We start from the raw sequence: 15,902 nt of genomic DNA, 5'->3' as shown, positions 1-15,902 counted from the left end.
TCCTGTTTGATCGGTTGAACGCACGTGCGCGACGCACGAGGTTCGGTATTGCAATTTGCGGCGTGCTACGCGACCCACCCGTGGCGATTCCGGTCGATACGCGTGAACGGCTCCGGATCGACCCACGCGCGTGCATCGAAATCGCGTTCGAGAAAGCCCCATTCGACGAGAAAGTCCTTGAACGCAGCGAGCCCGTCGATCGACGTCGGTGCGAGCCCCGTCTCCAGATGCCGGTGAACGTCCGCGCCGTACGCGTAACGCACCCACTCGTCGGACGCGCGCGTCTCGCGGCCGATATAGGCGACCGTCTCGGCCGGATGGCGCGCGGCCCAGTCGCCCGCGCCGACCACGACCGACAGGAAGCGGCTCACGAGATCGGGGCGCGCGTCGATCAGCGCACGGTCGACCGTCAGCGTGCGCGGCGTGCCGTTGCCGATCCGCACGAGCGGATCGGGATGCGCGCCGAGATCGATCACGACCTGCGCGTCGATCAGGTGCACGGTTTCCAGCCCCTCGACGCCCTTCACGAACACCGCGTCGACGTCGCCGCGCACGAGCGCCGCGATTTCGAGCCCGTATTCGTGCGGGCCGCTCGCGAACGATGCGGGTCCCATGCGCTGCGCGCGCGCATCGGGCGCGATGTCCGGCAGGTCGATCCATTCGGCGTCGCCGTGGCCGAGCCCTTCCAGTTCGAGCGCGCTGAGGAAGCCCTTCAGCGCGGCCGCGCGCCAGAAGTCGATGCTGATCGTGTGGCGCGGCAGCCCGAGCCGCCGGCCGCGCAGATCGCGCGGCGTGCGGATGCCGCGGTCGGGCAGCGTGACGATCGCCTGAAACTCGTTGGTCCACGACAGCCCGATCACGCGCGTATCTGCGCCGCGTGCGCGCGCCCACAGCGCGGGAATGTTGCCGCCCTGCCGGAAGGAATGCGGCAGGCTGTGATCGAAATGCGATTCGCGCTTGTCTGCGTCGGCGGTCTCCTGCAGCGAACGCAGCGCGATTCCGTCCGGGCCGAACTCGTCGTCGAACCAGCCGCGATGCACGGCGATGCCGAGTGCGGTCGGCACCGGGCAGCGCGTGTACCAGAGTGCGTCGGAGGCCGTCGCCTGCGCAGCGAGTATCGTCATAGTGGTTGTCCTTGTCGTTGAAACGCGGGCGCATTTCGCCCGTTCAAGTATCCGCTCATGCGCCCGCGACGCTCAGCGCCGCCTGCGTGCCGCGCGCGTTCAGCGCGCCGTCGACGAGCGGCAGCACCTCCTCGCCAACGCGATACGCTTCCTCGAGATGCGGATTGCTCGCGAGAATGAACGTCGACACGCCGATGTCGACGTATTCCGCGAGCCGCTCGGCCACCTGCTCGTGGCTGCCGACGATCACGCAACCGGGGCCGCCACGAATCTGCGACATCCCGGCCCACAGGTTCGGGCCCACGATCAGCTCGTCGAAGTGCTGCGTGTTGCCCTGGTGCAGCGCGAACTGGCGTTTCGCGCCGACCGATTCCGACGATTCGCCGCGCCCGCCGAAGCCATTGCGTGTTGATGCGCTGACGGTCGCGAACATCTGCCGAAGCTCGGCCCACGCCTGCTCCTCGGTTTCGCGCGCGAGGATGTCGATGCGCATCCCGAAGCGCAGGTCGCGCTCGGCGTTCTGCCGGTCGAGCGCGCGGCGCGCGGCGTCGATCACTTCCTTCTGCTTTGCGAGCGGCTCGCCCCAGCTCAGGTGCACGTCGCCATGTTTCGCCGCGACCGCGAGCGCCGCGTCGCTCGCGCCGGCCAGGTAGATACGCGGCGGCTTCTGCCCGCTCAGCGGCGGCAGCAGGCCGCCTGCTTCGACCCGGTAGAAGCGGCCGTCGAACGTGAACGGCTCGCAGGCCGACACGCCCTTCACGACGTCGAGGAATTCGTCGGTGCGCGCATAGCGGCTGTCGTGATCGATGAAATCGCCATATGCACGCTGGTCCGGGCCGCCGCCACCCGTGACGACGTTCCATTCGACGCGGCCACGGCTGATCCGCTGCAGGCTCGCGGCCATCTGCGCTGCGTAGACGGGATGCACGAAATGCGGCTGCAGCGCGATCAGCAGCCGCAGCCGGCGCGTTTCGCGCGCGAGCGCAGCGGCAACGACCCACGGTTCCTCGGTGAAGCGGAAGATCGGAATCAGTGCGCCGTGAAAGCCGGCGATGTCGGCCGCACGCGCGACCTGCGACAGATAGTCGATGTAGCCGAAATCGTCGTCGTCGAGCTTCGGCGCGACACGCGACGCGCGCTGGCGGTTCCACTCGCCGCGCGTATGCAGGTCGTGCGCGCGCCTGCCGTCGCCGTGCATCGGCAGGCGCCACAGAAATTCAACAGCCATCGGAAAGATCTCCTTGTGTGCCCGCGCGACACAACGCTCGTTCGGAGCGTCCCGCGCGGGACGGCTTGCAGAAATACGCGACGCCTCCGCACCGCGCCCGACACGCTGTAAAGCACGCGGCGTGCCAATGCCTCCGCAGCCGGCTGGCCACCGCGCCGCCGCGCCGCGCGACGCGGCACGGCGCGTTGCGCGGCGGACATTTCGGCACCCGGCACGCGCCACGGCGATCGAAGCCCGCGTATCGCGCGCGCACCGCCGCAGCGTTGCTGCGCACGCAACGCCACTGCTGCCCGTGCAACAGCCCCACGCGCGACTGTTGCTGGCGCAACAGCCGGCGTGGGCGGCGCCGCGGTGCTGGCGCACGCGAGGCCCGCCGTCACGCGCGCGTTGCGTCGGTCACACCGCTGGCCTGGAACTTGCAACGCTGAGTGGCCGGAGCACGCGACGCGCGTGCGTGACGGCGCAACGCTCACGCCTACCCAGACAGGGACTCACACACATGACAGACAGGCCCGATTCGTCATCGGACAAGCAGCAGACGTTCTGGTATGCCCGTTCGCCCGTGCCGACCCCGCTCGGCATCGCGGTGCATCTCGGCTGGCTCAACGGCGAAACGTCGGCCGACGGTGTCGCGATCCGCTCGCCGCGCGGCGCGACGCGGCTCGACGTATCGTCGATAAGCGACCACACGCTCACGCAATCGTTTCGCCAGGGCGGCAGCATCCCCGCGATGTGGGCGCGCTCGAACGCCGCGAACACGCGCGTAATCGGGCTGTCGTGGGTCGACGAGTCGCAGCTGATCCTTGCGCGGCCCGAATCGGGCATCCACTCGGTGAAGGCGCTGCGCGGGCGCCGCATCGCGATTCCGAGCCGCCCCGACGACCGCATCGACATCTTTCGCGCATCGGCGCTGCGCGGCTTCGTCAATGCACTGAGCCTCGACGGGCTGACCACGCGCGACGTCGAGCTCGTCGACGTGCGCGCTCGCACGCTGCAGGCCGTGGGCCCCGCGCGCGCGGCGAGCCTGTTCGCGTCGCCACTGGGGTTCTCGAGCCGCGCGCTGTACGCGGCCGAAGCCGGCGCGCTGCTGCGCGGCGAGGTCGACGCGATCTACGTGAAGGGCTCGACAGGCCTGGAGATCGCGCAGCTCATCGGCGCGCACGTCGTGATCGACATCGGCTTCCATCCCGAGCGCGCGATCCGCAACAACAACGGCACGCCGCGCCCGCTGACGGTCAACGCGGACGTGCTCGCGAACCATCCGGATATCGTCGCCGGCTTCCTGAAGCTTGTCGTCGCGGCCGGCGACTGGGCGCGCACGCATCCGGACGACACCGCGCAGTACGTGGCCGGCGAAACCGCGTCGTCGATCGACTGGGTGCGGGCCGCGTATGGCAACCAGTTGCATCAGCACCTCGGCGTCAATCTCGACGACGAGTCGATCGCCGCGCTCGACGATTTCAAGACGTTCCTGCACGACTGGGGCTTCCTGGAAACCGATTTCGACGTTGCCGACTGGATCGATCCGCGCCCGCTCGCCGACGTGCTGCGACCGTCGCTGCAGAAGCACGCGTGAGCGTCGCCCTTTTCCGTCACTCATTCCGGACCATCATGAAACCCACGCTCTCCTTCGCTTCGCTGCACCGCCCGCTGCCCGCACTGCGCGCACTGCTCGCTGCGCTGCCGGTCGCTATCGTCACGCTGGCCACGCTGACCGCACCGGTCGCGCATGCAGAAGATGCGCCCAAAGTCGTGCGAATCGCCGTCGTCGCGTATTCGAGCGGCGGCAAGACGCAATACGCGGGTGCGTCCGCGCTGATCGACGCGGACAAGTCGCTCGAAAACGCACTCGCCGCGCGCCACGTGAAGCTGCAATGGGTGCCCGTGTCGACCGCCGCGGTCGGCACGCTCGTCAACGAGGCGTTCACCAACGGCAGCATCGACTTCGCGGGCTACGGCGACCTGCCGTCGGTCGTCGTCAACGCATCGGGCACGCATACGCGGCTGGTCGTGCCGGGCGGCGTCGGCAGCAACACGTATCTCGTCGTGCCGGCCAACTCGACCGCAAAATCGATTGCCGACCTCAAAGGCAAGCGCATCGCGCTCAATCGCGGCCGGCCGTGGGAAGTCACGTTCGGCAAGCTGCTCGCCGCGAACGGCTTGAAGCTGTCCGACTTCAAGGTCTACAACCTCGATCCGCAGGCCGGCGCGGCGGCCGTCGCGGCCGGGCGTGTCGACGGGTTCTTCACGCTGTCCGATGCGTATTCGCTCGTCGACAAGCACGTCGGCAAGATCATCTGGTCGACCAAGACCGCACCCGACGACTGGAAGATGCGCGCCGAACTGTGGGCGTCCGACGATTTCGTGCGGCGCTACCCGGACATCACGCAGCTCGTCGCAACCGCGTACGTCCGCGCCGCGCACTGGATCTCGCAACCGCAGAACCGCGACGCGTTCGTGAAGATCCTGAGCGCGTCGGGCCAGCCGGAAAACGTCGTGCGACGCGAGTACGCGGACGAAGCGACGCCGTGGAACGAGCAATGGACGCCGCTGTTCACGCCTGCGCTGACCGACCACTACCGCGACGTGATCGCATACAGCCGCCAGGCCGGGCTGACGTCGACGCCCGTCGACGTGAACGCGCTCCTCGCACCGGCGTTCGTCACGACCGCGCTCAAGCAGCTCGGCCTCGACGGCTACTGGCGCGCCGACGCGTCGCGCGTCGCGACCCGCTGACGCCGATGCGCGCCCTGACGTCGAGTGCACCGCGCGCCGCACGCGCGCCCGGCCTCGCGTGGCTCGGCGGTCACGCACTGTGGTGGGCGACGCCCGTCGCGTTCGCCGCGCTGTGGTGGCTCGCCAGTACGCAGCGCTGGTTTCCGCCGCAGCTCGTCGTGCCGCCCGCGCGGATCGCCGCGACGCTGCGCGTGCTGATCGAAACCGGCGAACTGCGCGACAACCTGCTGATCACGCTGCACCGGCTCGCGCTCGGCTTCGCGATCGGCGCGACGAGCGGCGCCGCGTTCGGCATCCTGCTCGCATCCAGCCGACGGTTCTCAGACTACCTGCGGCCGACGTTCGACCTGCTGCGGCAGGTGCCGACGCTCACGCTGATTCCGCTGCTGATCCTGCTGATCGGCGTCGACGAGCCGCTGAAGCTCGTCGTCGTCGGCAAGGCCGTGTTCTTTCCGGTGGCGCTGGCCGCCTGTGCGGGTGTGCGCGACGCACCGCGCGATCTCGTCGAGATGGCGCGTCACTACGGCGTCGGCCCCTTCGAACTGTTGCGCGATGTCTTGCTGCCGGCCGCGTTGCCGCCGCTGCTGACCGGCATCCGGATCGCGCTGGCACGCGCGTGGCTCGCACTCGTCGCGGTCGAACTGTTGAGCGCCGACAGCGGGATCGGCCAGATGATGGAACTCGCGCGGCAGATGCTGCGGCTCGACGTGGTGCTCGTCGACGTCGCGGTGATCGGGCTGATCGGCTTCGCGCTCGACCGGTCGATCGCGCTCGTGCAGCGCCATGCGTTGCGCTGGCAGGCGCCGGCGTGCTGATCGAGGTATTCCAAAGATGACTGTCATAGCCCAACGTATCTCGTTCGCCGAACTGCGCCGCCGTGCGCGCGGCCTCGTCGTGCCTGCCGCGCTCGTCGCCGCGTGGCAGTTCGCGTCGAATGGCGACGCGGCCCATCAGTACGCGTTCGTGCCGCTCCAGGAGGTCGGCAGCGCGTTGATCGAACTCGCGCGCAGCGGCGAGCTCGCGACCGATCTCGGCGCGAGCGTGCGCCGCACGACGCTCGGGCTCGCGTTCGGCGTCGTCGCCGGGCTTGTGCTCGGCGCGGCGATGGCGCGCTCGACGCTCGCGCGCAAGCTGTGCGAGCCGTCGTTCCAGGCGCTGCGCTACGTGCCGCTGCTCGGGCTGATTCCGCTGCTGAGCCTGTGGGCCGGCACCGGCGACTTCGCGAAGGTGTTGATCGTCGCGCTCGCCGCGTTCTATCCGATGACGACCGCGAGCTTCGACGGGCTGAGCCGTGTCGATCCGCGCTACGTCGAACTCGCGCAGTCGTATCGCCTGACACGCGTCGGCCTGTGGCGTGACGTGCTGATCCCAGGCGCGCTGCCCGATCTGTTCGCGGGCGTGCTGCAGGCCGTGCCGTTCGCGTGGATCACCGCGACGAGCAGCGAGCTTCTGTTCAATGCGGGCGCGGGTGTCGGCAACCTGATGCAGAACGCACAGGCCGGCGCGCGCGCCGACGTGCTGCTCGTGTGCGTGCTCGGCGTGACCGCGCTGGCGGTGGCGATGAGCGTGCTATGCGAGCGGATCGCGCGGCGCGCGCTGCGCTGGCGCGATCACGCGTGACGGCGCAGCCGCGTGTCGGCGTCGCCCGTATTTCCCGTGTCGCGCGGCTTCAGGATGCCGAGCTGCGCGAGCCGCGCACGTACGATGTTGCGCGACTGGTCGAGCAGGCGCGACATGCGCAGCTGGTTGTGCTCGCTGTAGTCGAACACGCTGCGGTACACCGTATCCTCGATGTGCTGCCACAGGTTCGGCGCGCCGAGGTCGAGCAGTTCGATCACCGCATTGCGCAGCGCGTCGGTCGCTTCGGCGACGTCGCGCGGGCGCCGCGGCGGTGCGACCGCCGCCGCCCCGCCCGCCTCGGCATCGGACGGCGCCAGCGACAGCGCAGAGAACTGCAGGTCGCCGACATCGATCGCACCGCCCGCGCAGATCAGCATCGCGTGGTGGATCACGTTCTCGAGCTCGCGGATGTTGCCGGGCCATGCATGGGCATGCAACCGCGCGCGTGCGGCGTCCGTCAGCGACGGCGCCGCGACGCGCAGCCGCTTTGCATACGCGTCGACGAAATGCTCGATCAGCGGCGCGATGTCGCCGGGCCGCTCGCGCAGCGGCAGCAGGCTCAGCTTCACGACGTTGAGCCGGTAGTACAGGTCCTCACGGAAATTGCCCGCGCGCACCGCCGCTTCGAGATTCACGTTGGTCGCCGCCACGAGCCGCACGTCGATCCTCACGGTCTTGCGCGAGCCGACCGGCGTCACCTCGCGCTCCTGCAGCACGCGCAGCAGCTTCACCTGTGCGGACAGCGGCAGGTCGCCCACCTCGTCGAGAAAGAGCGTGCCGCGATTCGCGGATTCGAACCAGCCGGGCTGGCTGTTCACCGCGCCGGTGAACGCGCCGCGCTCGTGGCCGAACAGCTCGCTTTCGATCAGCGTTTCCGAAAACGCGCCGCAGTTGACCGCGACGAACGGCCCGTCCCGGCGCTCGCTCAGCGAATGCACGAGACGCGCGATCAGCTCCTTGCCGGTGCCGCTCTCGCCCGTTACGAGCACGGTTGCATCGCTCGGCGCGACGAGCTGGATACGTTCGAGCAGCACCCGCGATTTGGGATCGTCGAACGTCAGGGCCTTCGCACGGATGGTGATCGCGTGCAAAGTCGGATCGGGCAAGCTGAAAATGGCCATGGCACGACCGGCGTGATGAACGGGGAAAGCCCGACGATAGCAAGGCCCGCGCCGGCGACGAACCAATTCATCGAGCTATCGGTATGACGTCGTCCGGATTGCAACCGTCGCGCGGCACCGCGCTCACGCGAGCCCGGTCATCTTCCATTGCTGCTCGAGCGCGCCCGGCCCGAATGCCTGCGAGCCGCCGAGCGGCTGCGCGAGCGCCTGGAAGTACGCGGCTTCCTCGAGGATCAGGATGTACTTCGACACGTCGAGAATCGACTTGCCCCAGAACGTCGCGCCGCCGTTCGCCTCGAGAATCGCCGGAACGTCCGGATCGCGGTGGATCGTGTCGACGATGAAGCGTGACTCGCCGGGCCGGCGGTCGACGTAGACCGGGATCTCCCGCGCGCGCGTGTAGCGCGCGGCCGGCGCATAGAGGATCGGCAGCGAGCGGTGCGCGCTCGCCCACGCGCCGAGATACGGGCCATGCACGTGGATCACGACGTCGACCTCGGGCGCCTCGCGGAACACGCCTGCGTAGCGCGTACCGTTGCCGCCCGCGTGCGCGTCGCCGTGCAGCACGTCGCCGTCGAGCGTCACGACGACGGGCTGGATCTCCTGCGACGCGGCCCACGGACTCGGCGCCGACAGCGCGACGACGAGCTCCGTGCCAGGCACACGCTGGAATGCCTGGAACGTGTTGGTCGCGGACAGCGTGCGCGTTTCATTGAGCACGCGCGCAGCCTGCGCGAATTCGCGCGCCGCGCTTTCGACGAACGCCACGAGTTCGCCGCTGTCGATGGCTTGAGTGACTGACATGGATGTGGAGTCCTTTTCCGGTTGAACGAATCGTGCCGCCGGATGGCGGCCTGCCGTGACGGGATCAGCAGCAATCGTGCCAGCGACGTGCATACGCGTGGATCGCTGTCTGTCCGATGCGGGCATGCGGCCGATGCCAGGCGTCATGCGAATCGTGCGCGTGAACCTGCTGCAGGAGCAGCAGCGCGTGACCCGCTTTGCTGCGTGCAACACAGTTCGCAAACCGGTGACGGCAACGCGAATCGCATCACGAGCCGGCAGTACCGACGGCGATGCACAGCGCAACTCGCTGGTTCGAATCTTGCATCGCAACCCGCTCGCGTCGCGCGGTCCTCATGCGGCCCTCGTGCGGCCTCGTGCGGCCTCATGCGGCCCATTTAGCGCTGCGCGCGTCGCATCCCGTTCCGACTTCATTCACATCCACCCGACCATGACACTCTTGCATCTGCGCGGCGTCGCCGCGCGCACACTGCTGGTTTCGGCGCTCGCCGCGTCGTCCGTCCCTTCGCTCGCGGCGTCTGCCGCCCGCGTGCCGGCACCCGATCCACTGCAAGGCGACGGCCGCGTATCCGCGTTCTACACATGGGACCGGGACATTCCCGCCACGCCCGGCGTGCTGCTGCGCTCCGAGCCGCTGCCCGCGACGCTCGGTCTCGCGAGCGCCGCGCGGCAGCTTCGCATCCTGTATTCGTCGACCGACGGCGTTGGCGGCCGCACGCCGATCGCCGTGTCGGGCGCGCTGTTCGTGCCGCGCGGCACGCCGCCCGCCGGCGGCTGGCCGATCGTCGCATGGGCGCACGGCACGTTCGGGATGGCCGACATCTGCGCACCGTCGTGGTTCGGCCGCTCGTATCGCGACGTGCGCTACCTGAACGCATGGCTGCAACAGGGCTTCGCAGTCGTCGCGACCGACTATCAGGGGCTCGGCACGCCAGGACCGAATCCGCAACTCAACAACCGCTCGAACAGCTACACGCTGCTCGACAGTGCGCGCGCGGTGCTTCATGCCGAGCCCGACCTCGCGAACGAAGTCGTGCTGGTCGGCCAGTCGCAAGGCGGCTCCGCGGTCGTCGCGGCGGCAGGATACGCGCCCGGCTATGCACCCGACCTCGCGATCCGCGCGACGGTGGCGACCGGCGTGATCTACAACGCGCCACGCGCGACGCTCGCGTCGCTGCCGAAGTTCGAAACCGCGTATCGGCGCGAGCCGAACCGCGTCGATCCGACGCTCGCTTACCAGTTCTATTCGGTGCTGTCCGCGCAGCAGATCGATCCGACGCTGCGCGCGGATGAAGTGCTGACCGACACCGCGCTGCCGATTCTCGAACAGGCGCGCGTCAGTTGCCTCGCGTCGCTCGAGGACGACGCGGCGCTCGCGCACCTCACGCACGCGAACACCGTGAAACCCGGCGGCGACGCGCGGCTGAAGGCGTGGTGGGACGAATACCTGAAGTACCCGACGCTGAAGATCGACACGCCCGTGTTCATCGGCGCGGGTGCGGACGACGGGCTCGCGCCGCTCGAACTCGCGCTCGCGAAAGATGCGTGCGCGGCCGGCACGACGGTCGAGGCGCACCTCTACGCGGGCCGGGAACACAACGGCACCGTCAACGCGTCGCTTGCCGATTCGATCCCGTTCGTGAAACGCGTGCTCGCGGGCGAGAAGATCCGGGCGATCTGCACGCCGTCGCCACAGCAGGCTGCGACGCAATAGCCGCCGGACGCACGCGCTTTGCACGACGGCGCAAATGCTTTCCCGGAATCGAGCACTTTGCTGTTTCGCTGCCGTACGCGCGTCCAAAGCGCCCGCACGCAAATGCTTTTCGGAATCCGTTATTGGATCGCACCGGCGTCCGTTTTTATACTCGTCAGCACTCTCTGATAAAGAGTGCCAACCAATCTCGACAGAACAGGACGGACAGATGAGCCTACGCCCCTTGCACGATCGGGTCATCGTGAAGCGACTCGACCATGAAACCACCACCGCTTCGGGCATCGTGATTCCCGACAGCGCCGCGGAAAAGCCCGACCAGGGCGAAGTGATCGCGGTCGGTCCTGGCCGCCGGGACGCCGACGGCCAGCGCATCGCGCCCGACCTGACGGTCGGCGAGCGCGTGCTGTTCGGCAAGTACGCGGGCCAGTCGGTCAAGGTGAACGGCGATGAACTTCTCGTGTTGCGCGAGGAAGACATCGTCGCCGTCGTCAATCAATAACGGAGCGCAATCATGGCAGCAAAGGACATCATCTTCAGCGACGTCGCCCGCGCGAAACTGACCGAAGGCGTGAACATTCTCGCGAACGCGGTAAAGGTCACGCTCGGGCCGAAAGGCCGCAACGTCGTGCTCGAGCGCAGCTTCGGCGCGCCGGTCGTCACGAAGGATGGCGTGTCGGTTGCGAAGGAAATCGAGCTCGCCGACAAGCTGCAGAACATCGGCGCGCAGCTTGTGAAGGAGGTCGCGTCGCGCACGAGCGACGCGGCCGGCGACGGCACGACGACAGCCACCGTGCTCGCGCAGGCGATCGTCCGCGAAGGGCAGAAATACGTCGCCGCGGGGCTCAACCCGCTCGACCTGAAGCGCGGCATCGACAAGGCCGTCGCGGCGGCCGTCGAAGAGCTGAAGAAGATCAGCAGGCCGACCACGACGAGCAAGGAAATCGCGCAGGTCGCGACGATCTCCGCGAACGGCGAGGAATCGATCGGCCAGCGCATCGCCGAGGCGATCGACCGCGTCGGCAAGGAAGGCGTGATCACCGTCGAGGACGGCAAGTCGCTCGCCGACGAACTCGACGTCGTCGAAGGGCTGCAGTTCGATCGCGGCTATCTGTCGCCGTACTTCATCAACAACGCGGACAAACAGATCGCCGAGATCGAGAACCCGTACATCCTGCTGCACGACAAGAAGATCGCGAACATCCGCGACCTGCTGCCGGTGCTCGAACAGGTCGCGAAGTCCGGCCGGCCGCTGCTGATCATCGCGGAAGACGTCGAGGGCGAAGCGCTCGCGACGCTCGTCGTGAACAACCTGCGAGGAATCCTGAAGACCGTCGCGGTCAAGGCACCGGGCTTCGGCGACCGCCGCAAGGCACTGCTCGAGGACATCGCGATCCTGACCGGCGGCCAGGTGATCGCCGAGGAAACGGGCCTGACGCTCGAGAAGACGACGCTCGCGGAGCTCGGGCAGGCGAAGCGCATCGAGGTCGGCAAGGAAAACACGACGGTGATCGACGGCGCCGGCAACGCGGCGAATATCGAGGCGCGCGTGAAGCAGATTCGCGTGCAGATCGGCGACGCGACGTCGGACTACGATCGCGAGAAGCTGCAGGAACGCGTCGCGAAGCTCGCGGGCGGCGTCGCGGTGATCAAGGTCGGCGGTGCGACGGAAATCGAGGTCAAGGAGAAGAAGGATCGCGTCGACGACGCGCTGCATGCAACGCGCGCGGCCGTCGAGGAAGGCATCGTGCCGGGCGGCGGTGTCGCGCTGATCCGCGTGAAGCAGGCGATCCGCGAGCTGACCGGCGCAAACGCCGACCAGAACGCGGGCGTCAAGATCGTGCTGCGCGCGCTCGAGGAACCGCTGCGCCAGATCGTCACGAACGCGGGCGAAGAAGCGAGCGTGGTCGTCGCGAAGGTCGCGGAAGGCTCGGGCAACTTCGGGTATAACGCGCAGACCGGTGAATACGGCGACCTCGTCGAATCTGGCGTGCTCGATCCGACCAAGGTCACGCGCACCGCGCTACAGAACGCTGCGTCGGTCGCGGGGCTGCTGCTGACGACCGATGCGACCGTGCATGAAGCGCCGAAGGATCCGGCGCCGGCCGCGACGCCCGGCGCGCCGGGTGCGGGTGGGCCGGGGTTCGATTTCTGAACATGGCCTCGTGTGCCGGATAACCGGCACGGTGGAGGCTGCGGAGAAAACGCAACGCGTGGCAACTCAGATCGCCACGCGTTGTTTTTTATCCGTGGTCTCAACGCGCAGGCAAGCGACGCCAATGCGAGGTGGCCGGATCCGCGCGCATGGATCAATCGAACACGTTAGCGACGATAGATAAACTCGGCATCGGTCGAGCTTCCGACCTTGAATTCATAACCGCCGACGCGCTTGAACCCGGCCCGCTCATAGAATGCAATGGCCTTCTCGTTACCGGACCATACGCCGAGCCAGATCGGGCCGGGCCGGTTCTCCGCAAGAAAGTCGATTGCAAGACCGAGCAGGCGCTGACCGGCCCCGGTACCTTGCGCGTTGCGACGCAGGTAAATCTGGCAAATCTCCCCGTCTCCGTTCTTCACTTCGGGATGCGGCAATTTGCACGGACCGACAAACGCATAACCAACCAACGACTGATCACTCGCCTCGACCACCCAGGTTCGGTGCTCCGGATCCAGCAGCTGGCCCCTGACGACTTCCGGCGAGTAACTTGCGGCTTCATAAGCCGCGAGATCCTCAGCGCCATAAGGTATCCCGAAGCCCTCGACAAACGTTTCGCGGAACGTTTCACGCTTCAATTCAGCCAGGCGATCGGCGTCACCGACGTGTGCAATGCGTATCATATTAGTGACCGTCGAATTTTTATGTAATTCTGGCGTACCCACCTTGAACCAGGCTTTCGCGATCTTGCCGTTCGACACTTCATAAATCGCGACTACGTCCACCTCCCCCGTACCTTCCGGAAAGGTTCGCGTGACTCGTTCCTGATCGACGACCACGTTTCCGACGACCGCGCGATGGAGCAGTCGCCCGAACAGATTCGATTCTTCGAAACGTTTGGCGTGGCGCTCGCGTATTTCGTCCGCACCTCGCGCAAGCAGCCGCGACGGGAATTCATAATATTCGCAGTCTTCCGCCCACCACTGCATGAACGCGTCGATATCTCGTGCGTTATAAGCGTGCAGTTGCTGTTCAACCGGGTACGCTACCGAAGTAGCGGAAATAGCTTCGTCGGTCATGCTGGTATTCGCCGTATGGAATTAGATGGGGAATCGATATTAATGGCGAAATGAGCAGACTACAATATCCAGCGACTTTAACCTCGCAACTTCGCGATGACAGATTCCATGCTGCCATCTTCAATCGTGACCAAACACTGATGAACGTGACATTCGCAACGACGACGCACGACGATGCCGACTTACTGGTGCAGATGCGTATCGCAGCCATGCAGGAAAGCCTGGAGCGTATCGGCCGCTTCGATCCGCAGCGGGCGAGAGATCGGTTCCTGTCGTCGTTCGATCCGGCCTTCTGCCGGTTCATCGTGGTCGATAGCGTCAACGTGGGCTTCGTTGTAGCAAAGCCAGCCGGTGACCATCTGGCGCTTGAACACCTGTACATCGTCCCCGCGCATCAGGGCCGGGGAATCGGTTCGGCGGTGCTCGCTGCGATCTTCGCCGACGCCGATTCGCAATCGCTGCCGGTCAAGGTCGGCGCGCTGCGCGACAGCGATTCAAACCGCTTCTATCAGCAGCACGGCTTCCGAAAGGTCGAAGAAACGGAGTGGGACATCTACTACGCCAGAGCGTCGCAAGGTCCGCGCGAAACGTAGCCATCGAAAACCCCTTCCTGCGGCAAGCCGCTTGCGCAACACCGTTGACGGCATACGCAAGCGGCTCCCGCGCGACGTCAACGCCGTGACGCCAACCTCCGCACGACGCGCACCAGCGCATCGACTTCATCGCAGGTGTTGTAAAACGCCAGCGACGGCCGCACGGTCGCCTCGAGCCCGAAGCGCCGGAGGATCGGCTGCGCGCAGTGATGCCCGGAGCGCACCGCGATGCCCTCCTCGTTCAGCGCGCGCCCGACTTCCTCCGTCTCGTAGCCCTTCAGCACGAACGACAGCACGCTCGCCTTGTCGCGTGCGGTGCCGACGAGCCGCACACCCGGCACCGGCGCGAGCACGCTCGTCGCATACGCGAGCAGGTCGTGCTCGTAGCGCGCGATGTTCTCGATGCCGACGCGGCTCACGTAATCGAGCGCCGCACCGAGCCCCACCGCGTCCGCGATATTGCCGGTGCCGGCCTCGAAACGGTTCGGCGGCGGCTGGAACACGGTGCGCTCGAACGTGACGTCGGCGATCATGTTGCCGCCGCCTTGCCACGGCGGCATGTCGTCGAGGATCGCGCGCTTGCCGTAGACGACGCCGATGCCCGTCGGGCCGTAGATCTTGTGGCCCGAGAACACGAAGAAATCGGCATCGAGCGCCTGCACGTCGACCCGCATGTGCGAGATCGACTGCGCGCCGTCGACGAGCGCCTTCGCGCCCGCGCGATGGGCAAGCTCGACGATCTCCTTCACCGGCACGACCGTGCCGAGCGCGTTCGACACCTGCGTGACGGACACGATCTTCGTGCGGTCGTTGAGCAGCTTGCGATACTCGTCGAGCCGAACCTGCCCCGAATCGTCGACCGGAATCACCCGCAGCGTCGCGCCCTGCTGCGCGGCGAGCTGCTGCCACGGCACGATGTTCGCGTGATGCTCGAGATGCGACACGACGATCTCGTCGCCCTCGCCGACGTTCTGCACGCCCCACGTCTTCGCGATCAGGTTGATCGCTTCCGTCGTGCCGCGCACAAACACGATCTCGTCCGGCGACGACGCGCCGATGAAGCGCTGCACGGTCTCCCGCGCATGCTCGTACGCGTCGGTCGCGCGGCCCGCGAGCGCGTGCGCGGCGCGGTGGATGTTCGAGTTCTCGTGCGCGTAGAAGTACGCGAGCCGGTCGATCACCGCCTGCGGCTTGTGCGTCGTCGCCGCGTTGTCGAACCAGACGAGTTGCTTGCCGTTCACGCGCTCCTGCAGGATCGGGAAATCGCGGCGGATCGCGTTCACGTCGAACGGCGGATGCGCGCCGCGAAGCGCGTCTCCCGCGCCGGCCGACGTGCCGTGATGGAGCGCATCGTGCGTCCCGCCAGTGCGTGCGTCGTCGACGAAGTAGCGCGACCCGTCGCCATTCGATGCCGTGGACGCACTCGCGTGCCGGTTCACCGCGAGCAGTTCGCGGATCGCGTCGTCTCCTGGCAAGCCGAACGCTTCGGGCGACGCGAGGCCGCGCGACGGCACGACGATGTCATCCGGCGTCTTCTGCCAGCCCTGCAGCGTGCCATCGGTGAAGTAATACGGCGACGGGCTGGCAGGGACGCCCGGCTGCGGCGCGCGATCGACACCGACCGCCGCAGCCTGCGGCACGCCTTGTGCCGTTGCCTGCGGCACGCCTAGCGCCGCCCCGCGGACGCGCGGTTCGAGCGCGGGCGCTTTCCATACGGGGTTATCGGCCAGT

General features: G+C 67.3%; 14 protein-coding genes. 8 read left to right on the top strand and 6 right to left on the bottom strand.

From position 1 onward, the window contains the following. Positions 1-65: 65 nt before the first annotated feature. A complete protein-coding gene (locus G3N94_RS24165) occupies positions 66-1,124 on the bottom strand; it encodes an ABC transporter substrate-binding protein (protein WP_205795083.1) in 1,059 nt (352 codons plus the stop codon). A 55-nt stretch (positions 1,125-1,179) separates the two neighbouring features. Beyond that, complete coding sequence (locus G3N94_RS24160; protein ID WP_205795082.1) at positions 1,180-2,352, bottom strand: LLM class flavin-dependent oxidoreductase; 1,173 nt, start codon at positions 2,350-2,352, stop codon at positions 1,180-1,182. Between the two features lie 499 nt (positions 2,353-2,851). Between G3N94_RS24160 and G3N94_RS24155 the strand changes: the two genes are divergently transcribed. Genes G3N94_RS24155 through G3N94_RS24140 form a run of 4 tightly spaced genes read left to right on the top strand, consistent with a single transcriptional unit; the run spans position 2,852 to position 6,708 of the window. Continuing rightward, positions 2,852-3,928 (top strand): ABC transporter substrate-binding protein, encoded by a 1,077-nt coding sequence (locus G3N94_RS24155; RefSeq protein WP_205795081.1) that lies wholly within the window; start codon positions 2,852-2,854, stop codon positions 3,926-3,928. Positions 3,929-3,963: 35 nt separating this feature from the next. After that, positions 3,964-5,088, top strand: a complete 1,125-nt coding sequence (locus G3N94_RS24150; protein ID WP_205795080.1) for a PhnD/SsuA/transferrin family substrate-binding protein — start codon at positions 3,964-3,966, stop codon at positions 5,086-5,088. A gap of 5 nt (positions 5,089-5,093) precedes the next feature. Continuing rightward, the gene (locus tag G3N94_RS24145; RefSeq protein WP_205795079.1) at positions 5,094-5,903 is read left to right on the top strand and encodes an ABC transporter permease; all 810 of its coding nucleotides are present in this window, start codon (positions 5,094-5,096) and stop codon (positions 5,901-5,903) included. A 16-nt stretch (positions 5,904-5,919) separates the two neighbouring features. After that, complete coding sequence (locus G3N94_RS24140) at positions 5,920-6,708, top strand: ABC transporter permease (protein WP_205795078.1); 789 nt, start codon at positions 5,920-5,922, stop codon at positions 6,706-6,708. On the opposite strand, the gene G3N94_RS24135 is transcribed toward G3N94_RS24140, so the two are convergent. After that, positions 6,699-7,829 carry a sigma 54-interacting transcriptional regulator gene (locus G3N94_RS24135; RefSeq protein WP_205795077.1) on the bottom strand — a complete coding sequence of 377 codons (1,131 nt, stop codon included), beginning with the start codon at positions 7,827-7,829 and terminating at the stop codon, positions 6,699-6,701. The two genes, G3N94_RS24140 and G3N94_RS24135, sit on opposite strands and share 10 nt — an antisense overlap. Before the next feature lie 123 nt (positions 7,830-7,952). Continuing rightward, positions 7,953-8,633 (bottom strand): class II aldolase/adducin family protein, encoded by a 681-nt coding sequence (locus G3N94_RS24130; RefSeq protein WP_205795076.1) that lies wholly within the window; start codon positions 8,631-8,633, stop codon positions 7,953-7,955. Positions 8,634-9,063: 430 nt separating this feature from the next. Here G3N94_RS24130 and G3N94_RS24125 point away from each other — a divergent pair, with 430 nt between their 5' ends. The 3 genes from G3N94_RS24125 to groL all read left to right on the top strand — a co-directional run bounded on the left by G3N94_RS24125 (position 9,064) and on the right by groL (position 12,499). Then, positions 9,064-10,347: an alpha/beta fold hydrolase gene (locus tag G3N94_RS24125; RefSeq protein ID WP_205795075.1), complete on the top strand. Its 1,284-nt coding sequence runs from the start codon at positions 9,064-9,066 to the stop codon at positions 10,345-10,347. Between the two features lie 208 nt (positions 10,348-10,555). Next, positions 10,556-10,846, top strand: a complete 291-nt coding sequence (locus tag G3N94_RS24120) for a co-chaperone GroES (RefSeq protein WP_205795074.1) — start codon at positions 10,556-10,558, stop codon at positions 10,844-10,846. Between the two features lie 12 nt (positions 10,847-10,858). After that, positions 10,859-12,499 carry a chaperonin GroEL gene (gene groL / locus G3N94_RS24115; RefSeq protein ID WP_205795073.1) on the top strand — a complete coding sequence of 547 codons (1,641 nt, stop codon included), beginning with the start codon at positions 10,859-10,861 and terminating at the stop codon, positions 12,497-12,499. Between the two features lie 167 nt (positions 12,500-12,666). Here groL and G3N94_RS42565 read toward each other — a convergent pair whose 3' ends face one another. Continuing rightward, positions 12,667-13,578 carry a GNAT family N-acetyltransferase gene (locus G3N94_RS42565; RefSeq protein WP_241022044.1) on the bottom strand — a complete coding sequence of 304 codons (912 nt, stop codon included), beginning with the start codon at positions 13,576-13,578 and terminating at the stop codon, positions 12,667-12,669. A gap of 140 nt (positions 13,579-13,718) precedes the next feature. Between G3N94_RS42565 and G3N94_RS24100 the strand changes: the two genes are divergently transcribed. Then, positions 13,719-14,171: a GNAT family N-acetyltransferase gene (locus G3N94_RS24100; protein ID WP_205795072.1), complete on the top strand. Its 453-nt coding sequence runs from the start codon at positions 13,719-13,721 to the stop codon at positions 14,169-14,171. A gap of 77 nt (positions 14,172-14,248) precedes the next feature. On the opposite strand, the gene G3N94_RS24095 is transcribed toward G3N94_RS24100, so the two are convergent. Beyond that, positions 14,249-15,902: family 2A encapsulin nanocompartment cargo protein cysteine desulfurase (locus G3N94_RS24095; RefSeq protein ID WP_205795071.1), on the bottom strand; the 1,654-nt coding region annotated here is incomplete at its 5' end.

The sequence above is a fragment of the Burkholderia sp. Ac-20353 genome, from assembly GCF_017104785.1.
In the GTDB taxonomy this organism is placed as follows: Bacteria; Pseudomonadota; Gammaproteobacteria; order Burkholderiales; family Burkholderiaceae; genus Burkholderia.
The sequence above is the reverse complement of the archived record's forward strand: the minus strand, read 5'-3'. Positions and strand labels throughout refer to the sequence as shown.